The organism is Leptothoe sp. PORK10 BA2, assembly GCF_034932105.1.
Lineage (GTDB): Bacteria > Cyanobacteriota > Cyanobacteriia > Phormidesmidales > Phormidesmidaceae > Leptothoe.
In genome coordinates, this window is the sequence record NZ_JAYGIG010000149.1 from 1 (window position 1) to 23,945 (window position 23,945).

The following is a 23,945-nucleotide window of genomic DNA, read 5'->3' on the forward strand; positions in this document are numbered from 1 at the left end:
CGAATCGACGCTTAAACTTTGAATTGCTAAGGGTTTGGGTGGCTTCGTAGTTCATCTGCCTAGGTGTAAAGCAATGAACCAAAACCTAAAAATCTACCATAGAAACTATTATGCAAGAGGTCTAGTATTCCCTTGACCTTACTTGCTCCTGAGCGGCCACAATTCCGTTTGGGTAATCTGATAAAAGGTTCCAAATCACGAGAATTGATATATGAAAAAATTAGGCTCTATACGGATTGCAGGGAGGTCTGAATCCAAAAATGATTGAAACCTTGGCAATACATGGCTTTTAGCCTGGAATGTGTGAAACGGTTGAAATGCTATTTGGGTAAGGCTTAGACGCTATTGCCTTAGTCCACCTCCCTGAAACAGCTTTTGAGCCAAGGATTAATATATAGAATTAACATCAAGAGTCTTCGCTCAATTACTTTGAGGTATTCCAGCATGATTTCTTCCCCATATACTGCAATTACAAAAGTCACCATGCGTTGCCATACCCTCTGCCACACCTTTGGATAGAGGGGTAGCTGTGCCTCCTTAGACCTAGCAAGGTTGTATAAGTCATACGTAAGTTGGAAATCTGACTTTATGAGCTCATCTGATCAAGAACTCGCTAGTTCTGGCTGTAATCCTAAGGAATCATCGTCTGGGTTGCCTTTGAGATTGGTTTTAATTGTGCCATTTTTACTGCAAATTATTGCTGCGGTTGGCACTACCAGCTACTTATCAATTCGAAACGGGCAAAATGCAGTGAACGGTGTAGCGAATCAGCTACGTGAGGAAGTAGCCACACGGGTTGAAGGATATCTCACTGATTTCATGGCTAAGCCCATTGAAATCAATCAGATGAATGCTCAGATGATCGGGTTAGATAAGGTAGATATTGATGACCTTAGTCAACTGTCATGGCATTTTTGGAACCAAAGTCGGAGCCTGGGAGAAGAAGTGCCACTGTATATTTACTTTGGCAATGTTGCAGGTGGAATGGTGGGCTCAGGTATCTATGCACTTGATGAACAACCTGTGATTGAATACACCCCGGAACTCAAATCGGGTGATTTGTATAGTTACGTCGCAGACTCCGTTGGAAATGCAACCGCTGAACCAAGCTACGAAACAGGAGCCATCATTGCAGAGGACTATGATGCCAGAACTCGGCCCTGGTACCCTAAGGCTGTTGCAGCCCAGCAAGCCGTATGGACAGAAATATATGCATTCCCTGAGGGATATTTAGGGACCACCACCAGTCAGCCAGTTTACAATGCGGCCCGTGAGTTACAAGGGGTAGTGGCCGTTGATTTCTCATTGCTAGGCATTGATAACTTTTTGAAACAAATTCAGGTTGGCAAAACCGGGCAAGTCTTTGTGATTGAGCGTGACGGTTCTCTGATCGGTGGTTCCATTGGGTCTGCATCCATAGTTGTGCCAGGGGAAGAAGATCCTCAACGGCTCAAAGCAATTGAGAGTGACAATCCGCTCATAAATTACACTGCACAGGCCCTACAAAAACAGTTTTCTAACCTACAAGATATCCGCAGCAAACAACAAATTGAGTTTGATATTGACGGCAAGCGTCAGTTTGTCAGTGTGATTCCGCTAGATAACAGAACAGGCCTAGACTGGCTTGTGGTCGTCGCTGTGCCTGAATCAGACTTTATGGCCCAAATCGATGCGAATACACGTCGGACTATTCAGCTCTCTATCCTGGCTCTGTTGGTCAGTGCAACCCTTGGCATTTTGACATCGCAGTGGATCGCTAAGCCAGTATTACGTTTGGCACAAGCCTCTAAGGACGTTGCGGCAGGGGATCTCAAGCAATATGGGCAGAATGGGGCGATCTCAGAACTCAATACGTTGACCCAATCTTTTAACCAGATGGTGAATCAGCTGAAAACCGCTTTTGATCACCTAGAACAGCGTATTCAGGAGCGCACAGCTGAACTTGTCATTGCCAAGGAGCAAGCTGATAGTGCGAACCAGGCTAAAAGTGACTTTCTAGCCAATATGAGTCATGAACTTCGAACACCGCTGAATGGAATTTTGGGCTATGCCCAAATCATGGGCCGGTCTAAATCATTACCTGCGAAAGAACAGAATGGTGTCAACGTTATCTATCAGTGCGGGACCCATCTGCTAACAGTGATTAATGATATTTTAGATCTTGCTAAAATTGAAGCGGGCAAATTGGAACTTGTGCCGACTGCGTCGCACTTGCCCTCTCTGTTGCAAAGTGTGGTGGAAATTTGCAAAATCAAAGCCGAGCAGAAGGGGATTGCATTTATCTATCAGCCGAGTTCTCGTTTACCAGAGGGGGTTAAAGTCGACGAGAAGCGTCTGCGGCAGGTGCTCATTAATCTACTAGGTAATGCGATCAAATTTACCGATAGTGGCTCGGTCACCCTACGGGTGGATGTGCTGGAGATTTTGGAGCATCAAGTGTCTCTCCTATTTCAGATAATCGATACGGGCGTGGGGATTCCGGCTGAAAACCTGACTCAACTATTTCAGGCATTTGAGCAGGTGGGTGCGCTTAATAAGCAAGCAGAAGGAACGGGTCTTGGCCTCGCCATTAGTCAGCAGATTGTTCAGTTGATGGGAGATAGGATCAAAGTGAAGAGTCGGCTGGGTGAAGGTAGCAAATTTTTCTTCTCAGCAAATCTTCCCCTAGCTGCCGATTGGGCAGAGCAACAAGGAATGCTTACAGGGAGTGAGCGAATTATTGGATATACGATCACCGGCGAGGTCCCTTCAGAAGAGAAGCGTTATAAGATTTTGGTTGTGGATGACCGTTGGGAAAATCGAGCGGTGCTGCGAAATTTACTAGAACCGATTGGCTTTACGATCATTGAAGCGGAGAACGGTCAAGCAGGGTTAAAAGAACTTCGGTCTGGACAGATTGACTTGGTCATTACTGATTTGGTGATGCCGGTGATGAATGGGTTTGAGTTTTTGCAGTGCATTCGTGCAGCAGACGATCTCAACCAGACCACCGTGATTGTTTCCTCAGCTTCAGTTTCTCCAGCAGACCAGAAGAAGGCTTTAGATAAAGGCGGTGAAGCTTTTCTGGCAAAACCTGTGGATGTAAGAGAGCTTTTCCAAGTTTTAGCCACTCACCTAAATTTGGCGTGGATTTATAAAGCTTTAGCAGATAAATCAGCCGAAGCATCACCGTCGACTGCAATGGTTTTACCTGAAGCTAAGACGCTAAAAACTTTACTAGATATGGCCTCGCAAGCAAACCTCAGAGCCCTCAGAGAAGAGCTAGAAGCATTAGTCGCGAGCGATAGTGTATACGTCCCTTTTACGGAGTCTATAATGCCATTAGTTAAGCAATTTAAGTCTGAGGAAATCGAGGAATTGCTCCAACAGTATTTAGCAGAGGGACCTATCCATGCCGGAAAATGCTAAGATCTTGGTAGTAGATGATATCCCATCGAATTTAGAAGTCATCCTTGAATCCTTAGCGGATGAAGGCTACATAGTGGCCACGGCAATCAGTGGTGAGCGGGCGCTAAAACGATTAGAACACTATGTCCCAGATTTAATTTTACTCGATATTCAAATGCCGGACATCGATGGATTTGAAACCTGTCGTCAAATTAAAGCTAATCCCAGTACCTCAAGTATTCCGGTCATTTTCATTACCGCGTTTTCAGATCATGAGAGCATTGTAAAGGGATTTTCTTTGGGGGCTGCTGACTATATCAGTAAGCCTTTTCGAAAACCTGAACTCTTAGCTCGAGTCCGGACTCATCTACAAGTGACGCGTTTGACCCAGCATTTAGAAACCCAGGTAACTGAGCGCACCGCTAAATTGCAGGCGGCTTTAGACGAATTGCAACAGTCGAGGCTACAGTTGATTCAGAGTGAAAAAATGTCTGCCTTAGGCAATCTAGTAGCGGGCATTGCCCACGAAATTAATAACCCCATTGGATTTCTCAATGGCAGCATCGATAATGCTCAAGGTTATTTGCAAGACCTTATGGGGCATCTAGAACTCTATCAAAAACAGTATCCCCAGCCTGGGGAAGTGATAGAGGAGAGTGCAAAAGAAATTGATCTGAACTACGTTTGTGAAGACTTTCCGAAACTGCTGAGTTCAATGAACAGCGCGATGGAACGGATCGTGTCGATCAGCACTAGTCTGCGCACATTTTCCCGGGCTGACAAGGAGCATAAAGTCAGGGCTAATTTGCATGAAGGGCTAGATAGTACCCTGTTACTGCTGAAATATCGGCTCAAAGCCGATGAGCATCGCCCTACGATTGATGTGGTCAAAGACTATGGTGAATTACCTGATATTGCCTGCTTCCCAGGGCAGCTCAATCAGGTGTTTATGAATCTCTTGGCCAATGCCATAGATGTCTTTGATGAAGCAGCTAAGTACTCGTCTTTTGCTGAGTTAGAGGATAAGCCTCAAATAATTACGGTGCAAACCAGCCTGTGCGCTAAACAAAATGCGGTGCACATTCGGATTAGAGATAATGGCAAAGGCATGACAGAAGAGGTCAAGGCAAGAATTTTTGACCATTTGTTTACGACTAAAGATGTGGGTACGGGAACGGGGCTGGGCCTTGCGATCGCACGCAAAATCATCGTGGAAAAGCATGGCGGCAGCTTGACCGTACAGTCTGAGGTGGGACAGGGCACTGAGTTCTGTATCGGACTACCGTTCTAAAAAAGAGATGCACAAGTAGAGTTGCCTAACTCGCTCGAGCAGCTTTTGGGGGCATACCCGTCAGTTTGGGCCTAGCTATGGGCGCTCATCCATGGTGTGCACGATGGCGTGAACGGTGGGCGCAAAGCTATAGGTTAGACCGCTACTTTCGTCGGAAAGGCCTCTTGCACCGCTGGATGAACAATGTTGCCATTAGCCACATTCAGCCCATGGGCCAGGGCAGGATCTTTGATCAACGCATCTTGGCCCAGTTCGGCCAGCTTCATGACATAGGGTAGGGTACTGTTATTCAAGGCCTGGGTAGCCGTCCAAGGGGTGGCCCCTGGCATGTTGGGCACCCCAAAATGAACCACCCCCGATTCAACATAGGTCGGCTGGGTGTGGGAGGTGGGTCGCAGGGTCTCAATGCAGCCCCCTTGATCCACCGCAACGTCAATGATCACCGACCCAGGACGCATTTTTGCGACGAGGGCTTTGTTTACCAGGGTGGGCGCTTTACGACCCGGTATCAACACTGCACCAATCAGTAAATCAGCGTCGGGAACAACTCGTTCAATTTGGGCCGATGTACTGCAGAGCAGTTCAACCCGGGAACCAAACAGGGTCTCTAGATAGGAGAGCCGGTCAATGTTGATGTCTAGAATCTGGACCTGAGCCCCCATGCCCACGGCAATGCGGGCGGCTTCTGTGCCGACAATACCGCCACCAAGAATGACCACCCGCCCCGGTTGCACGCCGGGAATACCGCCCAGCAGAACACCGCGACCGCCCTGCTGCTTTTCTAGATAGCGCGCCCCAAACTGCACGGCCAACCGTCCGGCAATGATACTCATGGGGGTGAGGAGGGGGAGTTTGCCGTCGGCGGTCATGACGGTTTCATATGCGATCGCACACACACCACTGGCCACCAAAGCCTCTGTCAGCGTAGGCTCTGCCGCTAAATGTAGATAGGTGAATAGCAGTAAATCATCGCGGAAGTAACCATACTCCGAGGGCTGAGGTTCCTTGACCTTGACCACCATAGCTTGGGACCATGGGACCGCCGGATTCGCCACCAATGTTGCCCCCGCAGCGGCATAGTCAGCATCGGTAAACCCAGCCCCATGGCCAGCATTCTCCTCAACGATCACTTGATGTCCCCTTTGGCATAGTGCGGTCACCGCTGCAGGCGTTAGACCCACTCGAAATTCTTGATCCTTGATTTCCTTGGGCAGTCCAATTCTCATGACAAGTTAACCTCCTAATAGGTTAGAAATACGCTCTAAATATGCTTTATTTCTGTTGTTTCAATGTTTTTTGAGCTCAGGCGGGGGTGTGGGGAAAACCACCTGCTCTCAGTTAATATTGACAGTCTGAACAGTAACATTAATTCTGAACATTCAACAATCGAATTATGATCGGTTGATAACAAATGATAAATGGTAAAAACTGATAAAAACCGTCAGTCAGTAGACTATGATACAAAAAATTTAACGATGCCTTGCTAACGTTGCTACGTTGAAGGTTCGCTACACAGGCCTCGAAAGATGTTGGTGCTATCTATCTACTTTTCATCTCTAAATCCCGGCCATGTGCCCGCCAATTTGTATACCAAAGAGGGGCGGATTCATAAGCATTTGCTCAAATGGAACGGTGTCGGTTCGCCCTATGCTGTGGTATCTAGGTAGACCTATGCACTGGTTGGGAGTAGCCAATCTAAAGCATTCTAAACCATAGGTTTACGGCAGTCAGTATTAGCTCGATAGGGTTATCGGAACAGTTACCCGGAAAAAGTTATGTACTCATTTGTAGATATCTACAACCGTTTCTAGGTGATTTACCTAGAGCTTAGACTTTATCAATGCCGAGAAAGTAGAGCTTAGACTTTATCAATGCCGAGAAAGTGCGGCAAATTGAAGAGTTTAGGCCTTGCTTCTACCAACATATTCCTGGGTGGGGAAATACGTTGGTAGAAGTATTAGGAGCACGTTTTGGGACAAGCCACAGAGTGGTTCAACTCGCCTATGGTTTTCGAAGCAGTAGCCTCCCGTAAAATGGATGCTATCGGCATTCCTCAATTAGTGCAGGGGTTTAAACCCAAGATAAATATGGGCTTTACTACAACATCAGGAGTGATTATTCCCTATGGCCATATCCCTAACCAATCAATGCGTTCTCATTACCGGCGCTAGCAGTGGCATCGGCACATCCTGCGCCCGATTTTTTGCCCAAGCCGGAGCCAAACTTATCTTGGCCGCTCGTCGGAAGGAGAAACTGCAGGCTTTGGCAGACGAACTGCAACAAACCTATCAGGCCCAGACCCTACTCCTTTGTGTCGATGTCCAAGACCGTCAAGCAGTTATGACGGCCATTGAAGGACTACCACCGGACTGGCAATCAGTAGATGTGTTGATTAACAATGCCGGTCTGAGCCGAGGTCTGGAAAAACAATACGAAGCCTCGATCCAAGATTGGGAGGAAATGATTGATACCAATATCAAGGGGCTGTTGTACATGACCCGGGCCATTGTTCCTGGTATGGTGACCCGAGGGCAGGGACATGTGGTGAATATTGGCTCCATTGCCGCTCGACAGACTTACGCCGGGGGCAGTGTCTACTGTGCAACAAAATCAGCGGTGAAGGCCCTATCGGAGGGGCTGAAAATAGACCTATTGGGCACCCCCGTGCGGGTAACTAATATCGAACCGGGGCTAGTGGAAACAGAGTTTAGCAATGTGCGTTTTCGTGGGGATGATGACCGGGCTAAGTCTGTATATAAAGGGATGACGCCCCTCACCCCCGACGACATTGCTGACACGATTTTGTATGCGGTGACCCGACCGGCCCATGTCAATATCAGCGAAATTTTTGTCATGGCGACGGACCAGTCTTCGGTAAGCCACGTTCACCGAAGTTCGGTATAACGATGGAGGTGATCATTGTCATCACAACCGTTGGAGCGACCTTTAGCCAAAATGAACAACCTCATATTATGCATCTACTGCCGTCAATCCTTTGATCGTAAGGTTGTTACAGGCCTGTTGTGAGGGTTGGTTTTGTTCTGATCGGGCAGGGTTTTCAAAATCGAATCTCGGCAGAAACTATCCGTCAATTCCTAATTGGGGTGCCTACTTTCCCGTCGGGATTATTTTTGGGCGTTTTCTTTGCCAAGAAGTTTGATCCTAATATTTTTGAAAGGTCATCACTGTTTTGTTGTCAATAGTGGGAATACGGTTGATTGTTTCTGGCTTATATCTATCAGCGAGCAAAAAGATCTTTAAACTGACAGAAATCGCCTTGATTGACAGGTGCTTAACTTTGCTGTGCACATTTTAATGACTTAAAATATGTAGGGTTTAGGGTTTGTTTTGCTTAAGAAAAATCTTTATTTAATCGTGTGCAAATATACAGAAGAGAGCTTTTGATTACTTTTATTATATTAGTAAAAGTTATATGAGTTCACCCCGTGATCAAAGCACTTTAAACCTTGTTCATAGTCAGGATGGTCGTTTTGGCCGGAAGGGATTTATCGGTTTTACCCTGGTTTCATCTTGGACAAAGTTTAGTGCTGTGAAAAGTCCTCTTTCGCTTTAGGAATCATTTTTGATGTTTGCTAGTTTGAATCCAGACAAGACTGATTTAGGGAAAATGGATGCCGAGTCTCTTTGGCATGCTTTGGTGCAGCACAAGCCATTTTCTCAAAAGCCTCCTAAGTGTATGGCTCGCGGGGTGGGCTGTCATGTGACGGATACTGATGGCGTTGAGTATTTTGATGGTATCTCTGGTTTGTGGTGTGTCAATGTGGGCTATGGCCGTCAAGAGCTGGCGGAGGTGGCCTATGAGCAGATGGTGAATTTGGCCTATTATCCCCTCACCATGAGCCATGAGCCCGGTATTCGTTTGGCCCACAAGCTACTGGAACTACTGGGCTATGAGGGGAAGGTGTTTTTCTCTACAAGTGGTTCGGAGGCCAATGAAACAGCCTTTAAGATTGCCCGTCAGTACCATGCTCAAACCTCACCAGCGGGTTCCGGTTCGCGCTATAAGATCATTTCTCGTTACCGAGGTTATCACGGGCACACCATGGGGGCATTGAGTGCTACTGCACAAGCTGAGCGTAAGGTCAAATTTGAGCCCTTAGTGCCAGGTTTTCTCCATGTGAGTCCTCCCTATTACTATCGGTTTGGGGATGGACAGTCAGAGGATGTATACAACGCTGCCTGTCTACGGGAGCTGGAACACACCATTCTCTATGAGGGGGCTGAGTCTGTTGCGGCGGTGATTGTGGAGCCTGTGATTTCTGGTGGTGGGGTGATTGTGCCGCCGGATGGGTATTTGCGGGGGGTGCGGGAAATTTGCGATCGCACCGGCATTCTCCTGATCTACGACGAGGTCGTCAGTGGCTTTGGCCGTACCGGGAAAATGTTTGGCCATCAACACTGGGGGGTGGAGCCTGACATTATCTCCTTTGCCAAGGGTCTGACCAGTGGCTACATGCCCCTCTCCGCCACAGTGGTAAAGCAGTTCATATTTGAAGCCTTTTTAGATGATCCCAGTAGCGACAGTCATTTTCGCCATGTGAGCACCTATGGTGGCACCCCTGTCTGCACCGCCGTCGGCCTGAAAAACATCGAAATTCTAAAGCGGGAAAACCTGTGTGAACAAGCAGCTGAAATGGGTGAGTATCTGCTAGATAGGCTGCAGCGGCTGCTAGATCATCCCAATGTGGGGGATGTCAGGGGCAAGGGATTACTGCTGGGAGTGGAGCTGGTACAAGATAAGATCAGCAAAATCCCCTTAGATAGTGATGCCATGGTCTCAGTAACTAAGCACTGCATGGACAAACACGTAATCATTGGTCGCAATACAAATACAATCCCTGGTTTTACCAATGTGCTGATCCTGGCTCCACCGTTGGTGATGAACCGAGCAGAGGCGGATCGGCTCGCAGATACTCTCTATGATGCCATTTTTGCTTTGCCAAGTTCCTGATGTTGTTCAAATCAGCGTTGCTGAATTAGGAGATGAATCTAGTCGGGAGGGGCACCTCCCAAAACTTGAGGTAGTGAATCAACAAGTGATTGTGATTGATCGCATGGGAAAATATGCGGTTGGCCATTCTACGTCGGGCATGATTTACGGTTTGATTGAACAAGGTGGAGAGACTGTATGTAGGCTGGCATAAATGACATGCATAAATTTTCCAACGGTTAAAGAGATAATAAAAAACCTGTTGTAAAAAAAGTCTGTTATTTCTTCGCTGAGCGGACTCTATCGCAACCTGCTCAATGTATTCAGCCGTTTGCTGCGCCCATAGCTGTTGTCAATTAAAACTTTCAACGATCATCTCTGCCTTGAACTATGTGCGCCAAGCTATATGGCCTATAAAACCACAAAATAAGCGAGAGCCATGGTGCATCGATTCTGATGCACCATGGCTCTCTTTTTAAGGGGCTGTTAGGTCGGCTGCCTATGGCGTGAGGGAGGAACTAAGCAACAAAGGCAAATGCCCCGGCTAAGTTTGACGCCGTCGTATTTTGCACTACCGCGATGAGTTCCGGCACCTCACCTGCGTTATGGAATATGGCCGTACCCGATGGAGTGCCTTTGGGGGAGGCCCCCAGGATATACTCATTGGCTGAACCATGCAGTTGAATTTTGTCGCCTTCGGTTATTGCAAACCCTTGGATAACTGCATAATCCTGCAAACCAGATTGGCTAGCATTGCCATCATCATAGAAAACACGATCCCTGTTACCCAGAACATAAAGGTCGGCCCCTTGTTGGCCAAGAAGGATATCGATTTCTCCTTGTCCGGGTGTTATATCCAACGGTTGGACACCCATGAGCACCTCGTCTTTTTGGGTGCCCAACAGAGTGTCACTACCCGCAGTGCCCTGAACGGTTGTGGTCAACGCCTCTTTTTTCAGGTCTAGAAAATCTAGATTAAACCCGTTACTCAACATATCTACCCGCAGGGTGCGGGTCCCCGCCTTTAGGTTTAGTAACCCAGCTCCCCTGGCGGACTGCCACTTCCCCCAGCCGCCGGTTCCGCTAAAGTTAACCGTGGTCGACTGACCATCCACTGACACTTTCAATCCATGGTTCGCCTTTATGTTTGAGGCAATATTGGCACTTAGGCGATACTGTCCATCTTCAGGCACCTTAATGGTATAGGTGAGATATTCTCCCTTATTAATCCAGCCCACATTCAGACTGCCCTGGGGACCATTGGCCACATCCACAGCTAGGTTCCTTCTGAGGGCATCACCAGCTCCACCTTGGTTAGCCTGATTGACATCCTTGAAGTCATTGGTGTTGTAGAGTTCTGCCTCTACTCGAATCGTGTTATTACCGCTGGTAATCACTGGCGGTTGAACCACAGGTGGCGGTTGAACCACAGGTTTTGGGGGTGCCGTAGGCGGTAGGTCAACCTTGATCTTATCCTCAGCAAATGATGGGTGCTTAAAGGCGAAGGCATTAAAGGGAATAACCTTATTATCCTGTTGCAGCTGGCTGGGGTTGAGGGCTCCGAGGTTACGAGCATTTCTAGTCCAATTTTTGTCTTCTATCACCGCCACAAAACTATATTTGCGGGTATCACCGGTTAGGCGGTCACTAATGTATTCATCAAGCACCACCCCCTGCTGCCCATTAGGTAACGTATAGTAGCCCTGATCGGCAACAATACTGCGCATCTGATGGGGGGAATACCCTAGGTTCTCATTGCCAAAGGGCAGGGCGATGGTACCGAGGGAGTCGGTTTTGGTGCCCACAATTGACACGGTATCCAAAGCCTCACTAGCACCGGATGTGGCCACCAGATCGCTCTTAGCGTTATCGATTTGGAAACTAAGTCTGCCTGGGGTAAGGTCTTTGCTACTTAAGAACTTATCCACCCTGCGGTCAAGATTGACCCAATCCTGTTTATTGTTTTTGACCTGGGCATCAACAAAGAAATAGCCCCAGTTGTTTAATGGTTTGACCACCCGGGTTTCTTTATTGAAATTAACCCCGTTGGCAAACTTTTCTGCCTTCAAGTTGTCGAATACAAAGTCTTCGACGTTATGGAATAGATGGACACCGTTATTCAAAACTCGCTTGTGCAACGATGTCTCTGTGCCCAATAGGTCAAAGTCCTTGAGGGTGTAGTGGGCGGTGTACTGTAGCTCACTTCCCTGGGCCACTTCCCATGCCTTGAATCCATCTAGGACCGTACGACCATCATGTTTCTGGACTTGGGAGTTTTTGATCACTGAGAGGCCATTGCCGGAGGCAAACACTTCATTGTTTTTGAACCCCATGATGGGGGAATCACTGGTTTTAAGCGTGTCCTGTCCCTTCGCCCAAGCTTCTATGGCTAAGTTCTCTGTCAGGGGCTCAATTTCATCGATTCCTCGGTGGAAGTAGAATAAACCTGAGCCGCTGTTGCCTGCGGCAACATTACCTTCACTTTCGATTAGACGACTTTGGAACCAGAAACCGTGACCACCAAAGCCTAGGTCTTGGTTATAGGCACCACCCTTTTCATTTTGAGGACGGCCTTCATTTTTGATGGAGATATTATTGCGCCAAGCGCCAATTTCATTTCCCGTTTCGCTAACAATACCGGCTCCAAACACATCGTAGGCCAGGTTGTTTTCTAGCACGGCGTGGCTGTCATGCTGGACAATTCCCCAACCGGGGGAACCTACCACACTATTACCGACAAGAACGGCGGGATCATTGGCCCCGTTCACCCCCGTACGGTGGAGGTGCAAGGCATAGCGGCCTCGAATATTGTTGCGTGCCCCGGTAATGGGATTGCCTTGGCCATCTAGGATACGCTTAGGCGCATTCTCGTTGGTGAGTTTGAAGTCATCGATGAGCTTAGATTTATCCGTGCGACCCAGTTCATTAAATTCGGCATAGCGGACATCCACGTTGTCCGAGTGCATAAACATGACATGGCCACGCTGATTTGATGGCAGCTTGTCTGCATTTTCGGTGGCTACAACAATGTTACGACTTTGGTTGGCGACATAGGCCTTGAGGTCATTTCTCGGCGTGTCGTGATTATAAGTAAGTGCCTTATCTAAGGTGATACGTTTGCCATTGATACTGGTAATGGTTCGTTCTTCATCTTGGGTCCCATTGGTGATGAACTGGGTGCCGGTAAGGATGATGCGATCGCCCACCTGCCAATTTACGGGCACCTCTCCTAAGGTTAATGTTTTATCTCCGGCGGAGGGATCGACAGCGACCTTGAGGTGGGATGTTTTGGCTTGACCATGAATGGAAACAGTACCATGGGAAATAATTCCTCGGCTGAGCTGCTCCGGGTCCCATTGCCGATTGATGGCTCCGTTGTCAGCAATGAGAATCTTGGTTTTAACATTGCCCTTGACCGGATTTTTTTCTGTACCGATGGTGAGGGCACCGTCGGACGACACGAAAAAGGTATCGATGATCATCTGGGTATCGGTATCGGTGGCAAAGTCTATGTGGCCATCGACCCGCAGGCCAAACAAACGGGTATTGCTAACAGCGTCGTAGTCAACGTGAATTCCTTTGGGAATGACTACTTTGGCATTCGCTCCAGGAATTTTGCCGTCTTTCCAGGTGCTGGCGGCAAACCAAGATCCATTTTTGATGGCGGTGTGGGTGGCATTGTGGGCGGTGATTAGGTTATGGACGGCAGAATGTTCTGACTGTTTACCGGGCTCATCTGTATGAACATGGTGTGCGTTGTGACTGTGCATGGAAGTATCCATCAAAAATCTCTCCAAATGACAAATAGAACAGAATTAGATTGGTGCCACGATCGGTTGGCGATGATACAAAAAGCCAAGAATGTATCAGCCTGCTAAAAAAACAAGGCCAAGGTAGTTGAAAGCTGAAATAGAGAACACAAAAATATTGTTGTCTCTGCTACCGAAAACCAGGGTTATAAATTCGGTAAATATATTGAAGCGAAATGCTTGCAGCACTATATATCCAAGACATCTAGAATAAATAGTGAACTTAATATTACCAAAATCCTCTTTAATGTTGCACTGGCACTTTATTCTTGTTCAATCCTGCTGATAACAATCAGCAAATATTGTTATCAGAAGAAGTCTAAAACAAGCAGATAGCAAGGCCAGACAAATGTGTTTATTTCGGTGAACAGCACTACAGGTGAAACACGTGTTCAGTATTACATATTCTTCTTTACATTTCATCAACGTTCTATCAAGTTCAGATAAAGCCGATCGATTACCTGCAGCAGTACGTGCCAATCCAAAAAGTGTCCCTGACTAGTTTTTTGAGCACCTAAAGAGATTGGGGGTAAAAATGGCTCAAACGGCCTAAAAACGTCACTCAAACAGAAATTAAGCTTTTTTATTGTCCTCAAAGATTCTTTCGAAACACAGCTTCAAAATCTGGCACATCAAAACTAAGGAAATTCTTTTGGCAATGATTTTCTTCCTGTTTCGGCGTTGTTTTCAATCACCGTATATTTTTTGAGTAGCGTAAATAACTTTGTCCTAAAGAGACTCCACATTCAAACAACTGCCCTGAGAATGATGTCATTCTCAGGGCAGTTGTTGCAAAACATTAGGAGTAATGAAATTACCCTAGCTCAACGGTTATGGGCTCTAGACTAATCTGTCAGGAACTGATGGGCCACTAATCTTCCCTTTCCCTAACGCCTTTGCCTCCTTTAGGGGTGATTCATTTATTCCCACGTAATCTTTGGCTAGCCAGTTAGACAAAGGCCAAGGCCCCTAGGAGTCCATTAGCCGCCGTAGCTTCCACCACGGCCACTAGCTCGGGAGCCCCTGCAGTCTTATGGAAAATGGCAGTCCCAGAAGGTAACCCAGCAGGCGTTGCACCTAATGAGTACTCATTAGCCGTGCCATGGAGCTGAATCTGATCGCCTTGCTTGGCATTAAACCCTTTGATCAGAGCATAATCAACTAGTCCAGCCTTGGTTGCATCGCCGTCATCATAAAAGACTCGACCGACATTACCGAGGACAAAGAGATCCCCACCTTGACCACCAGTGAGAACGTCAATCTCCCCTTGGCCTGGGGTGACATCTAGGGGCTGGGTACCCACAATGACTGAACCCTCACCAGAGGCTGTCAACCGATTACTATCCCGATTGCCCTGCACCGTAGCTGTTAACCCATCCACCCCATCTTCGGCGGCCAAATAACCCCAAGTGTAGGCAGTCGGACCAATCGATTGGCTGACTGTAAACTCAGTTACAGGCACGTAGTAGTAGGAATCAAAATAGGCTTCCGCCGTGGGAAACTCCCATGGGCTAGGACCGTTCGCCGCCGCAAACAAATCGACGGACCAGCGCCAATCTTTGCCATAGCCATTTGGATTTTTTAAATCTAAGGGACCGTAAACCGTGATACCGGTTGGCACTTCACCTAGGGCACGGGCATCGGCTATCAGCGGCACTTTGGGATTACGATGGCCAACTCCAGTGGTATATACCATATTGTCTGGATTGGCCCCGGCTGAAAACTGACTGGCCAGCAGGCTTGCATTCAGATAGTCAGCATTTCCCGTCAGGGCATGGGTACGTAACAGAATATCCGTATTAGGAGCCCCTAAACTATCCCAACCAATGGGTGCCCAGGGATTCGTATTCCACTTAAATCCGGTGCGCTCCATGTTGCTGATTTCAAAATCTGCCTGTCGCACCATGGCATTGATTGCATTTTTTTGAATGGTGCTATTGACCGCTGGGTGGTTGGTGCGGCCATAGACAAAGGCTGCCTGGGCCTGATCATGTTGTTGCCATACGGAAACATCCTTATTCGGATCTTTAAAGACGGTGGTCTGAAGGAACAGAGCGTTCCATCGGGTGTCTCCTGTCAGGCGATAGAGCTCTGCCGCTGCCAGGTTTTGCTGATCATAAATTTGGAAATAGCGTCCATCTGGTTTTTTCGCCAACTCAGTATTAGCCCAATTCATCGCCCGCAGGGCGCTATCTTGATAGGTCTGGGCCAATTGTGGGTCATAGTCTTTCAAGACATAGGCTGCCCGGGCCGCTACCCCAGAATAAAAGAAACTCGACCAAATATCAGGTGCGTACACCATAATGTCTTGGGATTCTTGCCAGCTAGCCTCAAACATGACCGGGTGACCGCCTGACTCAATCCCCCCTGGAACGCCTCCCTCCTTGGTTTGCAACCGTCGGAACAGGTCTAGTCCCCAAAGTGCTTCATCTAAGATATCGGGTAAATTGTTGTCGGATTCTGGAAGATTTAAGTTCACCCCATCAAAGTAGTTGCCATGGATCTCCACTAGCTCAAAGAAAGAACGACTGACATCTAGGTGTGGAGTCCGACGGTCCCAATCGCCGGCATCCATCCATCCGCCCCAGGCATTAGTAACAATCTTCTCAGTACGACCGGCCTTCAGGGCCTCAAATACATCTACCTGACCATTGAGTCCCATACTGGTATCCATCAATCCCACGGTGGACTGATAGATTTTCACCCCATCTTCGGGATGGAAGGAACGGGGGCGTTCATAGTCAGTGTAGGGTTGCTCCAGTTCTATGCCACTGCGCTGATGGTACATCCCCCGAGCTGAAACATAAAATGCATCGCGCCAGGTGTTTTCTCCAATTTCAAAATCATAGGATGTGCCCACTCCATCGACATATACGCTGTACTGACCAGCGGTTTTGAAGTCGCTAAAGTCCATCATGAACACATCCGTGTCACTATGGTTTCTGCCGAGGAAATCCTCGGCATTGTTGGCAGAGTTAGACAGGGTGGTTTTGCCTTCATACACCTTCTTCCCCGTAGCCTGGTCAATTAACCAGAACTTCTTACCGGCAGCATAGTCAAGACCACCGCCACTGCCCATCCAAGTAGATAAAAAGGCAACTTTTACCGCATCATCCGGATCAAACCCTAGGTGGGATACATGCACTGCATCACTGCGGGTTTTTTCGGGTGTATAGACAAACTCAGTGTCTTGAAGGAAATCCCCCGCAAAATTGAACTTATAGGTCTCACCAACGGTTAACTCCTTGGGGAGTTCTAGGTAAACAATATGATTGGTGGGCCACTCGAAGTTCCAAGTACCGGTTTGGGCCATGTCGTCAATTTTACTCTTACGGTAAACGTTGACCGGCTTAATGACAGCACCTTTGGCATCTAAAATCTGATAGTTTTTGAGATTATCCGCCCAGTTGGTGTCGAGCTTGGGTCCTACATATTCATCGACTAACCAAATTTTGTCTGGTTCTCCTCTAATGATCCAACCCAGGGCCTCACCATTGCGAAAGACCCAACCATCATCGCGAATATTATCATTAGCTTCAGCTTTATAGGAGACGTGTTTCCCACGGGCCACCTCCCCAGTTTTAATCTGTAGGGCCACTACATTTGAACTGACCGTATGGGCATGGGTCACTGCGATCGCAGATGTCGGTGGGATGGGATCTGGCAAAGGCTGTTCTGTGACGGCTTGACTGTAAAGCTGCGATTTTGGAACAATTTCCCGTGCTTGACTCTTGCTGGACCAGCTTAACTCCGCTAACGCTCCACCGTTCCCCTCAAAATACTCCATGCGAATATCGTATCGTTGGCCAGCCTTTAGGGTGATGGAGCCCTTGTGGTTAGTGGAAGCTTGGTAAGTAAACTGATCGATGATTAATTGGTTGTTCACCCACAAACGTACGCCATCGTCTGAGGTTGTATCAAAGGTATAGGTTTCGGAATAGAGCGGTTTGATTTCTCCTGTCCAGCGGACTGAGAACGAATCCCGATCAATCCTGGAACTAGGGGAGCCATCACCCCAGTAAAAATCAACAGTGGCATCGGTACGAGTCAACTTTAGATCTGTAAAATCCTGGTTGTTGTAATACTCGGCCTTTAAGCCATTCACTTCATTATTATTAGGAGGCTCAGGCGGGGTCACGGCAGCACTATACAGTTGAGATTTCGGAATAATCTCCCGTGCTTGGCTATCGCTCATCCAGCGTAGCTCAGATATAGCTCCACCATTGCCCTCAAAATAATCTAGGCGAATATCGTAACGTTGGCCAGCCTTCAAAGAGATCTTGCCTGTGTGCGGTGTAGTTCCTTGATAGCTAAATTTATCGATGATCAGCTGATTGTTGACCCACAGCCGGACGCCATCGTCCGATTTTGTCTCAAAGGTATAGGTTTCGGAATAGCGAGGCTCGACTTGTCCGGTCCATCTGGCCGAGAATGTATCGACACCGATGGAGGCATCAGGAGACCCTGCATTCCAACGAAAGTCCACCGTGGCATCAGTGCGGGTCAATTTCAGATCCGTAAAATCTTGATTGTTAAAGTACTCAGCTTTTAAGCCATTACCCTTTCCATCTATCGGAGGTGTAGGGATAGGCTTAACAGTACTGTAAAGTTGTGATTGGGGGACGATTTCACGGGCTTGGCTATTGCTGGACCAACGTAATGCGGCGACGGCTCCACCTTTGTCCTCGTAGTAGTCCATGCGAATGTCATATCGTTTTCCAGCCTCCAAGGTGATGGTTCCCTTGCGGCGAGTGGAGGCTTGGTTGAAAAACTTATCGATAATGAGTTTGTTGTTAACCCAAAGCCGAACACCATCGTCTGAGGTTGTTTCAAAGGTGTAGGTTTCGGAATACCGGGGTTCGATTTGACCGGTCCATCGAGTCGAAAATGTGTCTTGACCAATGGTGCGATCGGGGGAGCCTCCTTTCCAATCAAAGTTCACCGTGGCATCGGTGCGGGTTAGTTTTAGATCGGTGAAGTTCTTATTGTTATAGTATTCAGCCTTCAAACCATTACCCGTTCCATTCTTGGAAACCCCAGTTAAGACATCCATGTTGGTCATATTCTCCTCCAATATTTGAGTATCCATAAAAACTCTCCAAAAAATGAACTGAATCTAGCTAAAGTATTGGTTAGCCCACCCATAGGACAGTACAAATCCCAGAGGTGCTAGACCTCCTGCTTTTCAGCATGGAACCATGGGAAAATACAGCGCATCAGAAAACTTTGTTTGAGAATTTTCAAATCCTCAAAACAGATCTCCCCAAGGGGACGAACAATTTTTGTTGTCCAACGATATGCCAGTGCCTAAATTAAGGCATGTCAAACTAGGACCAATCTTCCGATGGATTGACAAACCGCCAGGCGATATCATTACACCTGAGGTGTACCAGGGGATATCAAGTAGGCGACATTACTACGCCTGGGGTAAAGCTGCGAATTTTAGAACAGAGGCATGGACATCCCCCTGGGGATGGGCGTATTCACCCTCAAAAGGGAAGAAATAGCGATACAAACAGTTGTCTAAATACTTGAACATCACACCTAAATAGTTCAGAACAGATATTGTACTTAGAGCCGAGAGAACTTCTTTAATGCTGCACTCAAAAATATTTCCAACTCAACTCATTTTGGGAACAATCAATGGCTGGATTGTTGGCGGAGACCCAAAATAGGAAGAAAACAGAGGCAGTCACGTTTGCACAATGTAGATGAACTCAACCACAGGTGAAACACAAACTCAGTATTGCATACCTGCCTTCACGTTAGGTAAACGTTCTATCAAGCTGGGATAAAGTAGCCCAATTCTTTTTTTCCTATGTGCCAGCCAGAAAAGTGGCATCTCCAGAGTTTTCAGAAGCCCCGAGTTCTCTATGGATATAGTCGATTGAAATCAATCGGGTTTCAAATACTTTTGCCGAGGGAAAATAAGCTATATATTGGTAAAGATAGTGAAGATTTAAAGTCTGGCATACCTATAAGTTAGAAGTTTTTTTTCGTGGAATTTTCTTCCGGATGGAGGTTGCTTAGGATGAAGTGGAGCTCACTTTTTTGGATTGTTCAAATCGTAGCAACAAGTCCATACAAAAGGCCCGCTGCCGTGGGTGCCCCGTTACGGAATGGCGATAAATAAAAAAATAGGTGAGTTACGGCTCTACTTTGTCAACTACTTGAGGGCTGCCGATGGCTTGACGGAACGGTGACTGAGTTTTTGTCGCGTCAACAATAATGCCAAAGCCATTGCAAGTTTCACAGGGGCCGCCTTCACCATTGCAGACGGGGCATATCCCTTCGTGGGCAAGGGACTGTTGCAACAGACGATCACCGATAATCCACAGGAGACCACATGTTGTCAATACTGCTAAGACAATCCATAAGGCAAACATCACCCAACCTCTCAATTCATTGTAACGACGACTACAGAATAGTGGTATGCACCATATCTTTAAGGTAAAGCATCTTGAAAGATTAACTTTTGCAACTGTGACAATGTCCTTACTTAGACACAGTATCTTTATACGGATTTAAACAAGCCTAGGAAGGGTTATTTAGGCACATTGTCCTTACAAATAAAGCAAAACAGAGCCAAAGTAGCTTAGCAAGGGCTATTCTCCGTCAGATTTAAGACCTAGGGTGGCGGATTTCTCCATCAGCCTATTTTTCCTGTAGCTGCCAAGAGCCGTCCCAGTCACTTTGTGGGGGGTGCTGCTGTAGCTGCTGGCAGCGTTTGAGGTAAAGACGGGTGGCTTGGTCTTCGGGGGTCGTTCGGAGGAGACGACTAAAGGTCTCAATGGCGAGGTCAAATTGGCGCTGCTGATACTGGGTGCGGCCTTGTTGGTAGAGAGCAACGTGTTCTTGCTGGGCTGGGCTGAGGGGTTGCGATCGCAACCCCAACACCTCATACAGTCGCACCGGCCGCCGCTTACCCCGGACACAGACATAGTCCAGTTCCCTGACCCAGATGGTGTCCTTACACAGGTGGTAGGTATTTTCGCTAATAATAATGGCACAGCCATAGAGCTTAGTGGCGCTCTCGATGCGGGAGGTGAGGTTCACCCCATCACCAATGGCCGTAAACTCCATGCGCTTGCTAGACCCAATATTGCCCGTAATCACATCGTCAGAATTAATCCCAATGCCAATTTGCAGGGTGGGCAGTCCCTGGCTTTTTTGTTGCTGATTAAAGTGGGTCAACTGCTGTTGCATGCCAAGAGCCGCTTGCACCGCTTGTTGCGCATGTTCTTCCTGGGGAATAGGGGAGCCAAACACCGCCATAATGGCATCCCCAATGAACTTATCCAGGGTGCCTCGGTGGGCAAAAATAACATCCACCATGGCCTCGAAGTACTGATTCAGCAGCACCACCACCTCTTCTGGCGTAAGCTGTTCCGTCAGGGCCGTATAGCTGCGGATATCGGCAAATAAGATAGACACAAACTGTCTGGCCCCACCCAGCTGGGTGTTTTTACTACTCAGCAACTGTTCCGCCAGGTCCCGACTCAGATAGCGGTACATGGTAGCCCGCACAGTTTCCGTCTCTCGCAGGGCGGCTTCCGCCCGTCTCCGTTCGGTAATGTCCTGGACGGTACCGGTAATGCGGTCAGATTCCACATGAACATGCTCATCCACCACCCGTTCCGTGCCATCGGGCAGGAGCAACCGATAGTCTAGCCGGTAGGGTTTATGGTGGGTCCGGGCCACATTCCAGGCTAAACCCACCCGGCGCTGATCCTCGGGGTGGACCCGCTCGAGAAAGAGCATCTGACTGGGCGGGACAGCCCCCACGGGGTAGCCCAGTAGGGTATATAGCTCATCGGACCAAGCCAGGGAGTAATTGTCCAACAAGAGATTGTTAGGCTCCGTTGTTGTTATGGCAGTTGTTGCCGCCATCAGGTCCGTTTTTGTCATGGGGGGATTAATCGTTTTATCTAGTGCTTTTTCATTGATGTCGATGCTCCAGTCCCAGTTTCCGAGCTGGGCAATGCGTTGGGCATTGACCAAGCTGGCCTTACTACGGGCTAATTTAGCCCTACTTTGCTGGCGCTCTGTGACCACCACCGACAACACTAGGGCGGTCAAACTAATGACGGCAGCATAGGTCTGGAGGAGTAACATGGCCTCGCCTAGGTTACCGGCAGCTTTGGTGATAAATGGACCGCCACGATGCACTGCGCCGGTAACGGCAATCACAGATATTAAAAAATTGGCGAAGGTGGTGCCCCGTAGCCCCAACCGCAGGGCTGACCACACCACAAAGGGAAAGGGAAGGTATTCTAGGGGGTATTTTGCGATCGCACTATCCGTCTGGGCCCCAAACACCATGGCACTAATCGCCACCAACATCCCCAAACATAGCCCCAACTCCCAGCGGGAGCCAATGCGCAAGGTTTGTTGCCGTTGTCGCCCAGCGGCAATGGCCAGCAACAGCGGGGTCAGCACCAAAATGCCCATACCATCCCCCAGCCAAATCACCATGGCATTGCCGATCACACTCTGGGCCGGAATCATCCCAAACCCATAGCCCACCAATGTACTGTAAACCGCATTAATCATCGGTGTTACCAGCACCCCCAGACTGACAAATGTGAGCAAATCATCCAACTGCCAGTCATACAGCTGTAAACTCCGCTCCCAACGACGACGAAGCACATAACTGCCCACCAAGGCCTGTAGCGCACTACCAAAGCATAGGATCAGGGACAGCCACCAGGGCACCTTATCCGCCAAGGAAGCCCACAGTGCCCCCAGGGCCACACCAACCCATAAGTTTTGGCCGTAGAGCAGTAACGCAGCCAAGGCAATGCCCGCCGGGGGCCACAGGGGGGAGGCCGCCGCTTCAATATTTAGCGCCGTGGTGGACAGTCGGGCTGTCAAAAAGAAACAGACCGCCAGACCGCCGACACGCATCCAATAACTGGTGTGCCATTGATGATCATTTGCCATAGGTTGGTAGATGTCATGGATTTCATGCAGCGCTGGGGCCCAATCGTGAATAGCCGCAGCAGACCCCTGAAAAAATTGTAGATGGGTAAGGACAGAGTACCCAAAATTGATATATGGGTTTGGCACCCAAGCGACCTAAGCCAGAGTTCTTTGCCCTGCTCACCCCCATGGGCCAACCATAAAAATTAATAAATATTTTCTTAACAATCGCGATCAATGGGACCAGAGGTGGCCCACTGGCCTTTGTTTGACAACTATTTTGACCGTTGTCACATATCGTTAATCTGCCATGGTTGTTACTCTTCATAACATCCTCACAGTCATCCTTTATGATATGTACGTAAAGAAGTATCGAGTGAGCCTAGTATGGAATCCGTTAATAACACCCCCATCAAATGGTCAAAACACCCCGGTGCCATTGCTTGGAAAAGCGTCCCTGATTTTATTCAAACTGTGTTGATCACCGAGGGTTGTACCCTGCTAAAGCAACCGCGTGAGCAGCCTCAAATACCCCACATTCGCTTTCAGTACGTGCCTATGACTTACCAGGGGAATCTCTATTACCTACAAAAATGGTCTCACCACGAGTGGGGAGTTTTGCCCAGCCAATTAATTTTTCCAGCGTTAGGCACTTGCCCTTTTGAGGCCCTCAATAATGGCAGCCTGCTGTCTTCACTGGTTAAAAAAGCTGTTGCCAAATTTTATGGCCATAGCCTAGATAACTCCCCTTTTCAGGCCATCTCCAGCCGACATAACAGCGAAAAAATTCTATCGCTAGCTGTTTAGCCTAAGGTCATCCAAAAACAACCGGATTATTCAATCATCTGTTCTAGCTTAACCAACAGAACCGGCCAAGCGACATCATAGGCCGCTAGGGTAACGTCTGAGGTGTTATCCGTAATTCGCTGTTGTTATGGGTGCCAATCAGTCCGTGCAATCAGCCCGTGCAAATTGCACTACCCTGCTGCATTTATTGGCAGCGTGATCGTGGCCCCAGCTTATCGGGGTCGTGGCTTAGGCCCCATATATCTGTTTTTAATGACAATACAAGAGCTTTGATCCTGTATGCGGCACTGGGCTTTAAGCCCTATTTGGTGGAACCACATCTGGACTTAAACGGTGGCAAGGTTGCGTTGAGCCATATGAGGTCCAGGTCTTGAGAAAGGGGATCTACTGCGAAGCGTCTCCCGTGGAGTTAGACAAACTATCCTGATGGGACCCTTAACTGTTTGTAGTAGAGTTAGCCAAACTGTCCTTGTGGGACCCTTACCTGTTTGTAGTGGAGTTAGACAAACTATCCTGATGGGACACTTATCGGCTATGTAAACGTCTAAAACTGATATCAGGGAGTATTTTAGAGTCTCAAAATAACGTCTTTGTGCTTTGTTATGACTTGGAATAAACTCCAGAAAATATCTGTATATACTGTTTTAGCCTTAGGGCGTAACCGGTGTTCCTCGGCCATCAGTAAAGGGGCTGAAGTATTGTCAGTTGGAGGTTGTAGAGCATCAAGCAGGAAATAGGACTAGAGTTGGAATATGAACGCCAATCTAGTCCCAACAAT

General features: G+C 48.0%; 12 protein-coding genes. 6 read left to right on the plus strand and 6 right to left on the minus strand.

The features are described 5' to 3' along the window. Positions 1-588: 588 nt before the first annotated feature. Positions 589-3,408: a hybrid sensor histidine kinase/response regulator gene (locus VB741_RS23640; protein ID WP_323367682.1), complete on the plus strand. Its 2,820-nt coding sequence runs from the start codon at positions 589-591 to the stop codon at positions 3,406-3,408. Beyond that, positions 3,392-4,678, plus strand: coding sequence for a sensor histidine kinase (locus tag VB741_RS23645; protein WP_323367683.1), 1,287 nt, complete (start codon positions 3,392-3,394; stop codon positions 4,676-4,678). Before VB741_RS23640 ends, VB741_RS23645 begins: the two co-directional genes overlap by 17 nt. A gap of 134 nt (positions 4,679-4,812) precedes the next feature. Here VB741_RS23645 and ald read toward each other — a convergent pair whose 3' ends face one another. Beyond that, positions 4,813-5,904 carry an alanine dehydrogenase gene (gene ald / locus VB741_RS23650; RefSeq protein ID WP_323367684.1) on the minus strand — a complete coding sequence of 364 codons (1,092 nt, stop codon included), beginning with the start codon at positions 5,902-5,904 and terminating at the stop codon, positions 4,813-4,815. An 898-nt stretch (positions 5,905-6,802) separates the two neighbouring features. Here ald and VB741_RS23655 point away from each other — a divergent pair. The 3 genes from VB741_RS23655 to VB741_RS23665 all read left to right on the plus strand — a co-directional run bounded on the left by VB741_RS23655 (position 6,803) and on the right by VB741_RS23665 (position 9,843). Next, complete coding sequence (locus VB741_RS23655) at positions 6,803-7,582, plus strand: SDR family oxidoreductase (protein WP_323367685.1); 780 nt, start codon at positions 6,803-6,805, stop codon at positions 7,580-7,582. 682 nt (positions 7,583-8,264) lie between these two features. Beyond that, positions 8,265-9,650 carry an aminotransferase gene (locus tag VB741_RS23660; RefSeq protein ID WP_323367686.1) on the plus strand — a complete coding sequence of 462 codons (1,386 nt, stop codon included), beginning with the start codon at positions 8,265-8,267 and terminating at the stop codon, positions 9,648-9,650. After that, on the plus strand, positions 9,619-9,843 hold the full coding sequence (locus VB741_RS23665; protein WP_323367687.1) for a hypothetical protein: 225 nt from the start codon (positions 9,619-9,621) through the stop codon (positions 9,841-9,843). The genes VB741_RS23660 and VB741_RS23665 overlap by 32 nt, the downstream gene beginning before the upstream one ends. 304 nt (positions 9,844-10,147) lie before the next feature. Here the strand turns inward: VB741_RS23665 and VB741_RS23670 are convergent, their stop codons facing one another. The 5 genes from VB741_RS23670 to VB741_RS23690 form a co-directional block, all read right to left on the minus strand. Next, complete coding sequence (locus tag VB741_RS23670) at positions 10,148-13,411, minus strand: G8 domain-containing protein (RefSeq protein ID WP_323367688.1); 3,264 nt, start codon at positions 13,409-13,411, stop codon at positions 10,148-10,150. A gap of 976 nt (positions 13,412-14,387) precedes the next feature. Beyond that, positions 14,388-18,527, minus strand: a complete 4,140-nt coding sequence (locus VB741_RS23675; protein ID WP_323367689.1) for a PA14 domain-containing protein — start codon at positions 18,525-18,527, stop codon at positions 14,388-14,390. A 327-nt stretch (positions 18,528-18,854) separates the two neighbouring features. Beyond that, positions 18,855-18,977, minus strand: coding sequence for a hypothetical protein (locus tag VB741_RS23680; protein WP_323367690.1), 123 nt, complete (start codon positions 18,975-18,977; stop codon positions 18,855-18,857). 607 nt (positions 18,978-19,584) lie between these two features. Next, the gene (locus VB741_RS23685; RefSeq protein ID WP_323367691.1) at positions 19,585-19,824 is read right to left on the minus strand and encodes a hypothetical protein; all 240 of its coding nucleotides are present in this window, start codon (positions 19,822-19,824) and stop codon (positions 19,585-19,587) included. Positions 19,825-20,092: 268 nt separating this feature from the next. Then, positions 20,093-22,381, minus strand: a complete 2,289-nt coding sequence (locus tag VB741_RS23690) for an MASE1 domain-containing protein (RefSeq protein WP_323367692.1) — start codon at positions 22,379-22,381, stop codon at positions 20,093-20,095. A gap of 366 nt (positions 22,382-22,747) precedes the next feature. Here VB741_RS23690 and VB741_RS23695 point away from each other — a divergent pair, with 366 nt between their 5' ends. Then, entirely contained in the window at positions 22,748-23,167 is a 420-nt protein-coding gene (locus VB741_RS23695) for a hypothetical protein (RefSeq protein WP_323367693.1), read from the plus strand. Positions 23,168-23,945: the final 778 nt, after the last annotated feature.

What these genes read in the sequence shown, in the direction of transcription:
- VB741_RS23640 (WP_323367682.1), top strand. Translation starts at nt 589, where the DNA reads ATGAGCTCATCTGATCAAGAACTCGCTAGTTCTGGCTGTAATCCTAAG.
- VB741_RS23645 (WP_323367683.1), top strand. Translation starts at nt 3,392, where the DNA reads ATGCCGGAAAATGCTAAGATCTTGGTAGTAGATGATATCCCATCGAAT.
- ald (WP_323367684.1), bottom strand. Translation starts at nt 5,904, where the DNA reads ATGAGAATTGGACTGCCCAAGGAAATCAAGGATCAAGAATTTCGAGTG.
- VB741_RS23655 (WP_323367685.1), top strand. Translation starts at nt 6,803, where the DNA reads ATGGCCATATCCCTAACCAATCAATGCGTTCTCATTACCGGCGCTAGC.
- VB741_RS23660 (WP_323367686.1), top strand. Translation starts at nt 8,265, where the DNA reads ATGTTTGCTAGTTTGAATCCAGACAAGACTGATTTAGGGAAAATGGAT.
- VB741_RS23665 (WP_323367687.1), top strand. Translation starts at nt 9,619, where the DNA reads ATGATGCCATTTTTGCTTTGCCAAGTTCCTGATGTTGTTCAAATCAGC.
- VB741_RS23670 (WP_323367688.1), bottom strand. Translation starts at nt 13,411, where the DNA reads ATGGATACTTCCATGCACAGTCACAACGCACACCATGTTCATACAGAT.
- VB741_RS23675 (WP_323367689.1), bottom strand. Translation starts at nt 18,527, where the DNA reads ATGGATACTCAAATATTGGAGGAGAATATGACCAACATGGATGTCTTA.
- VB741_RS23680 (WP_323367690.1), bottom strand. Translation starts at nt 18,977, where the DNA reads ATGTTCAAGTATTTAGACAACTGTTTGTATCGCTATTTCTTCCCTTTT.
- VB741_RS23685 (WP_323367691.1), bottom strand. Translation starts at nt 19,824, where the DNA reads ATGTTTGCCTTATGGATTGTCTTAGCAGTATTGACAACATGTGGTCTC.
- VB741_RS23690 (WP_323367692.1), bottom strand. Translation starts at nt 22,381, where the DNA reads ATGGCAAATGATCATCAATGGCACACCAGTTATTGGATGCGTGTCGGC.
- VB741_RS23695 (WP_323367693.1), top strand. Translation starts at nt 22,748, where the DNA reads ATGGAATCCGTTAATAACACCCCCATCAAATGGTCAAAACACCCCGGT.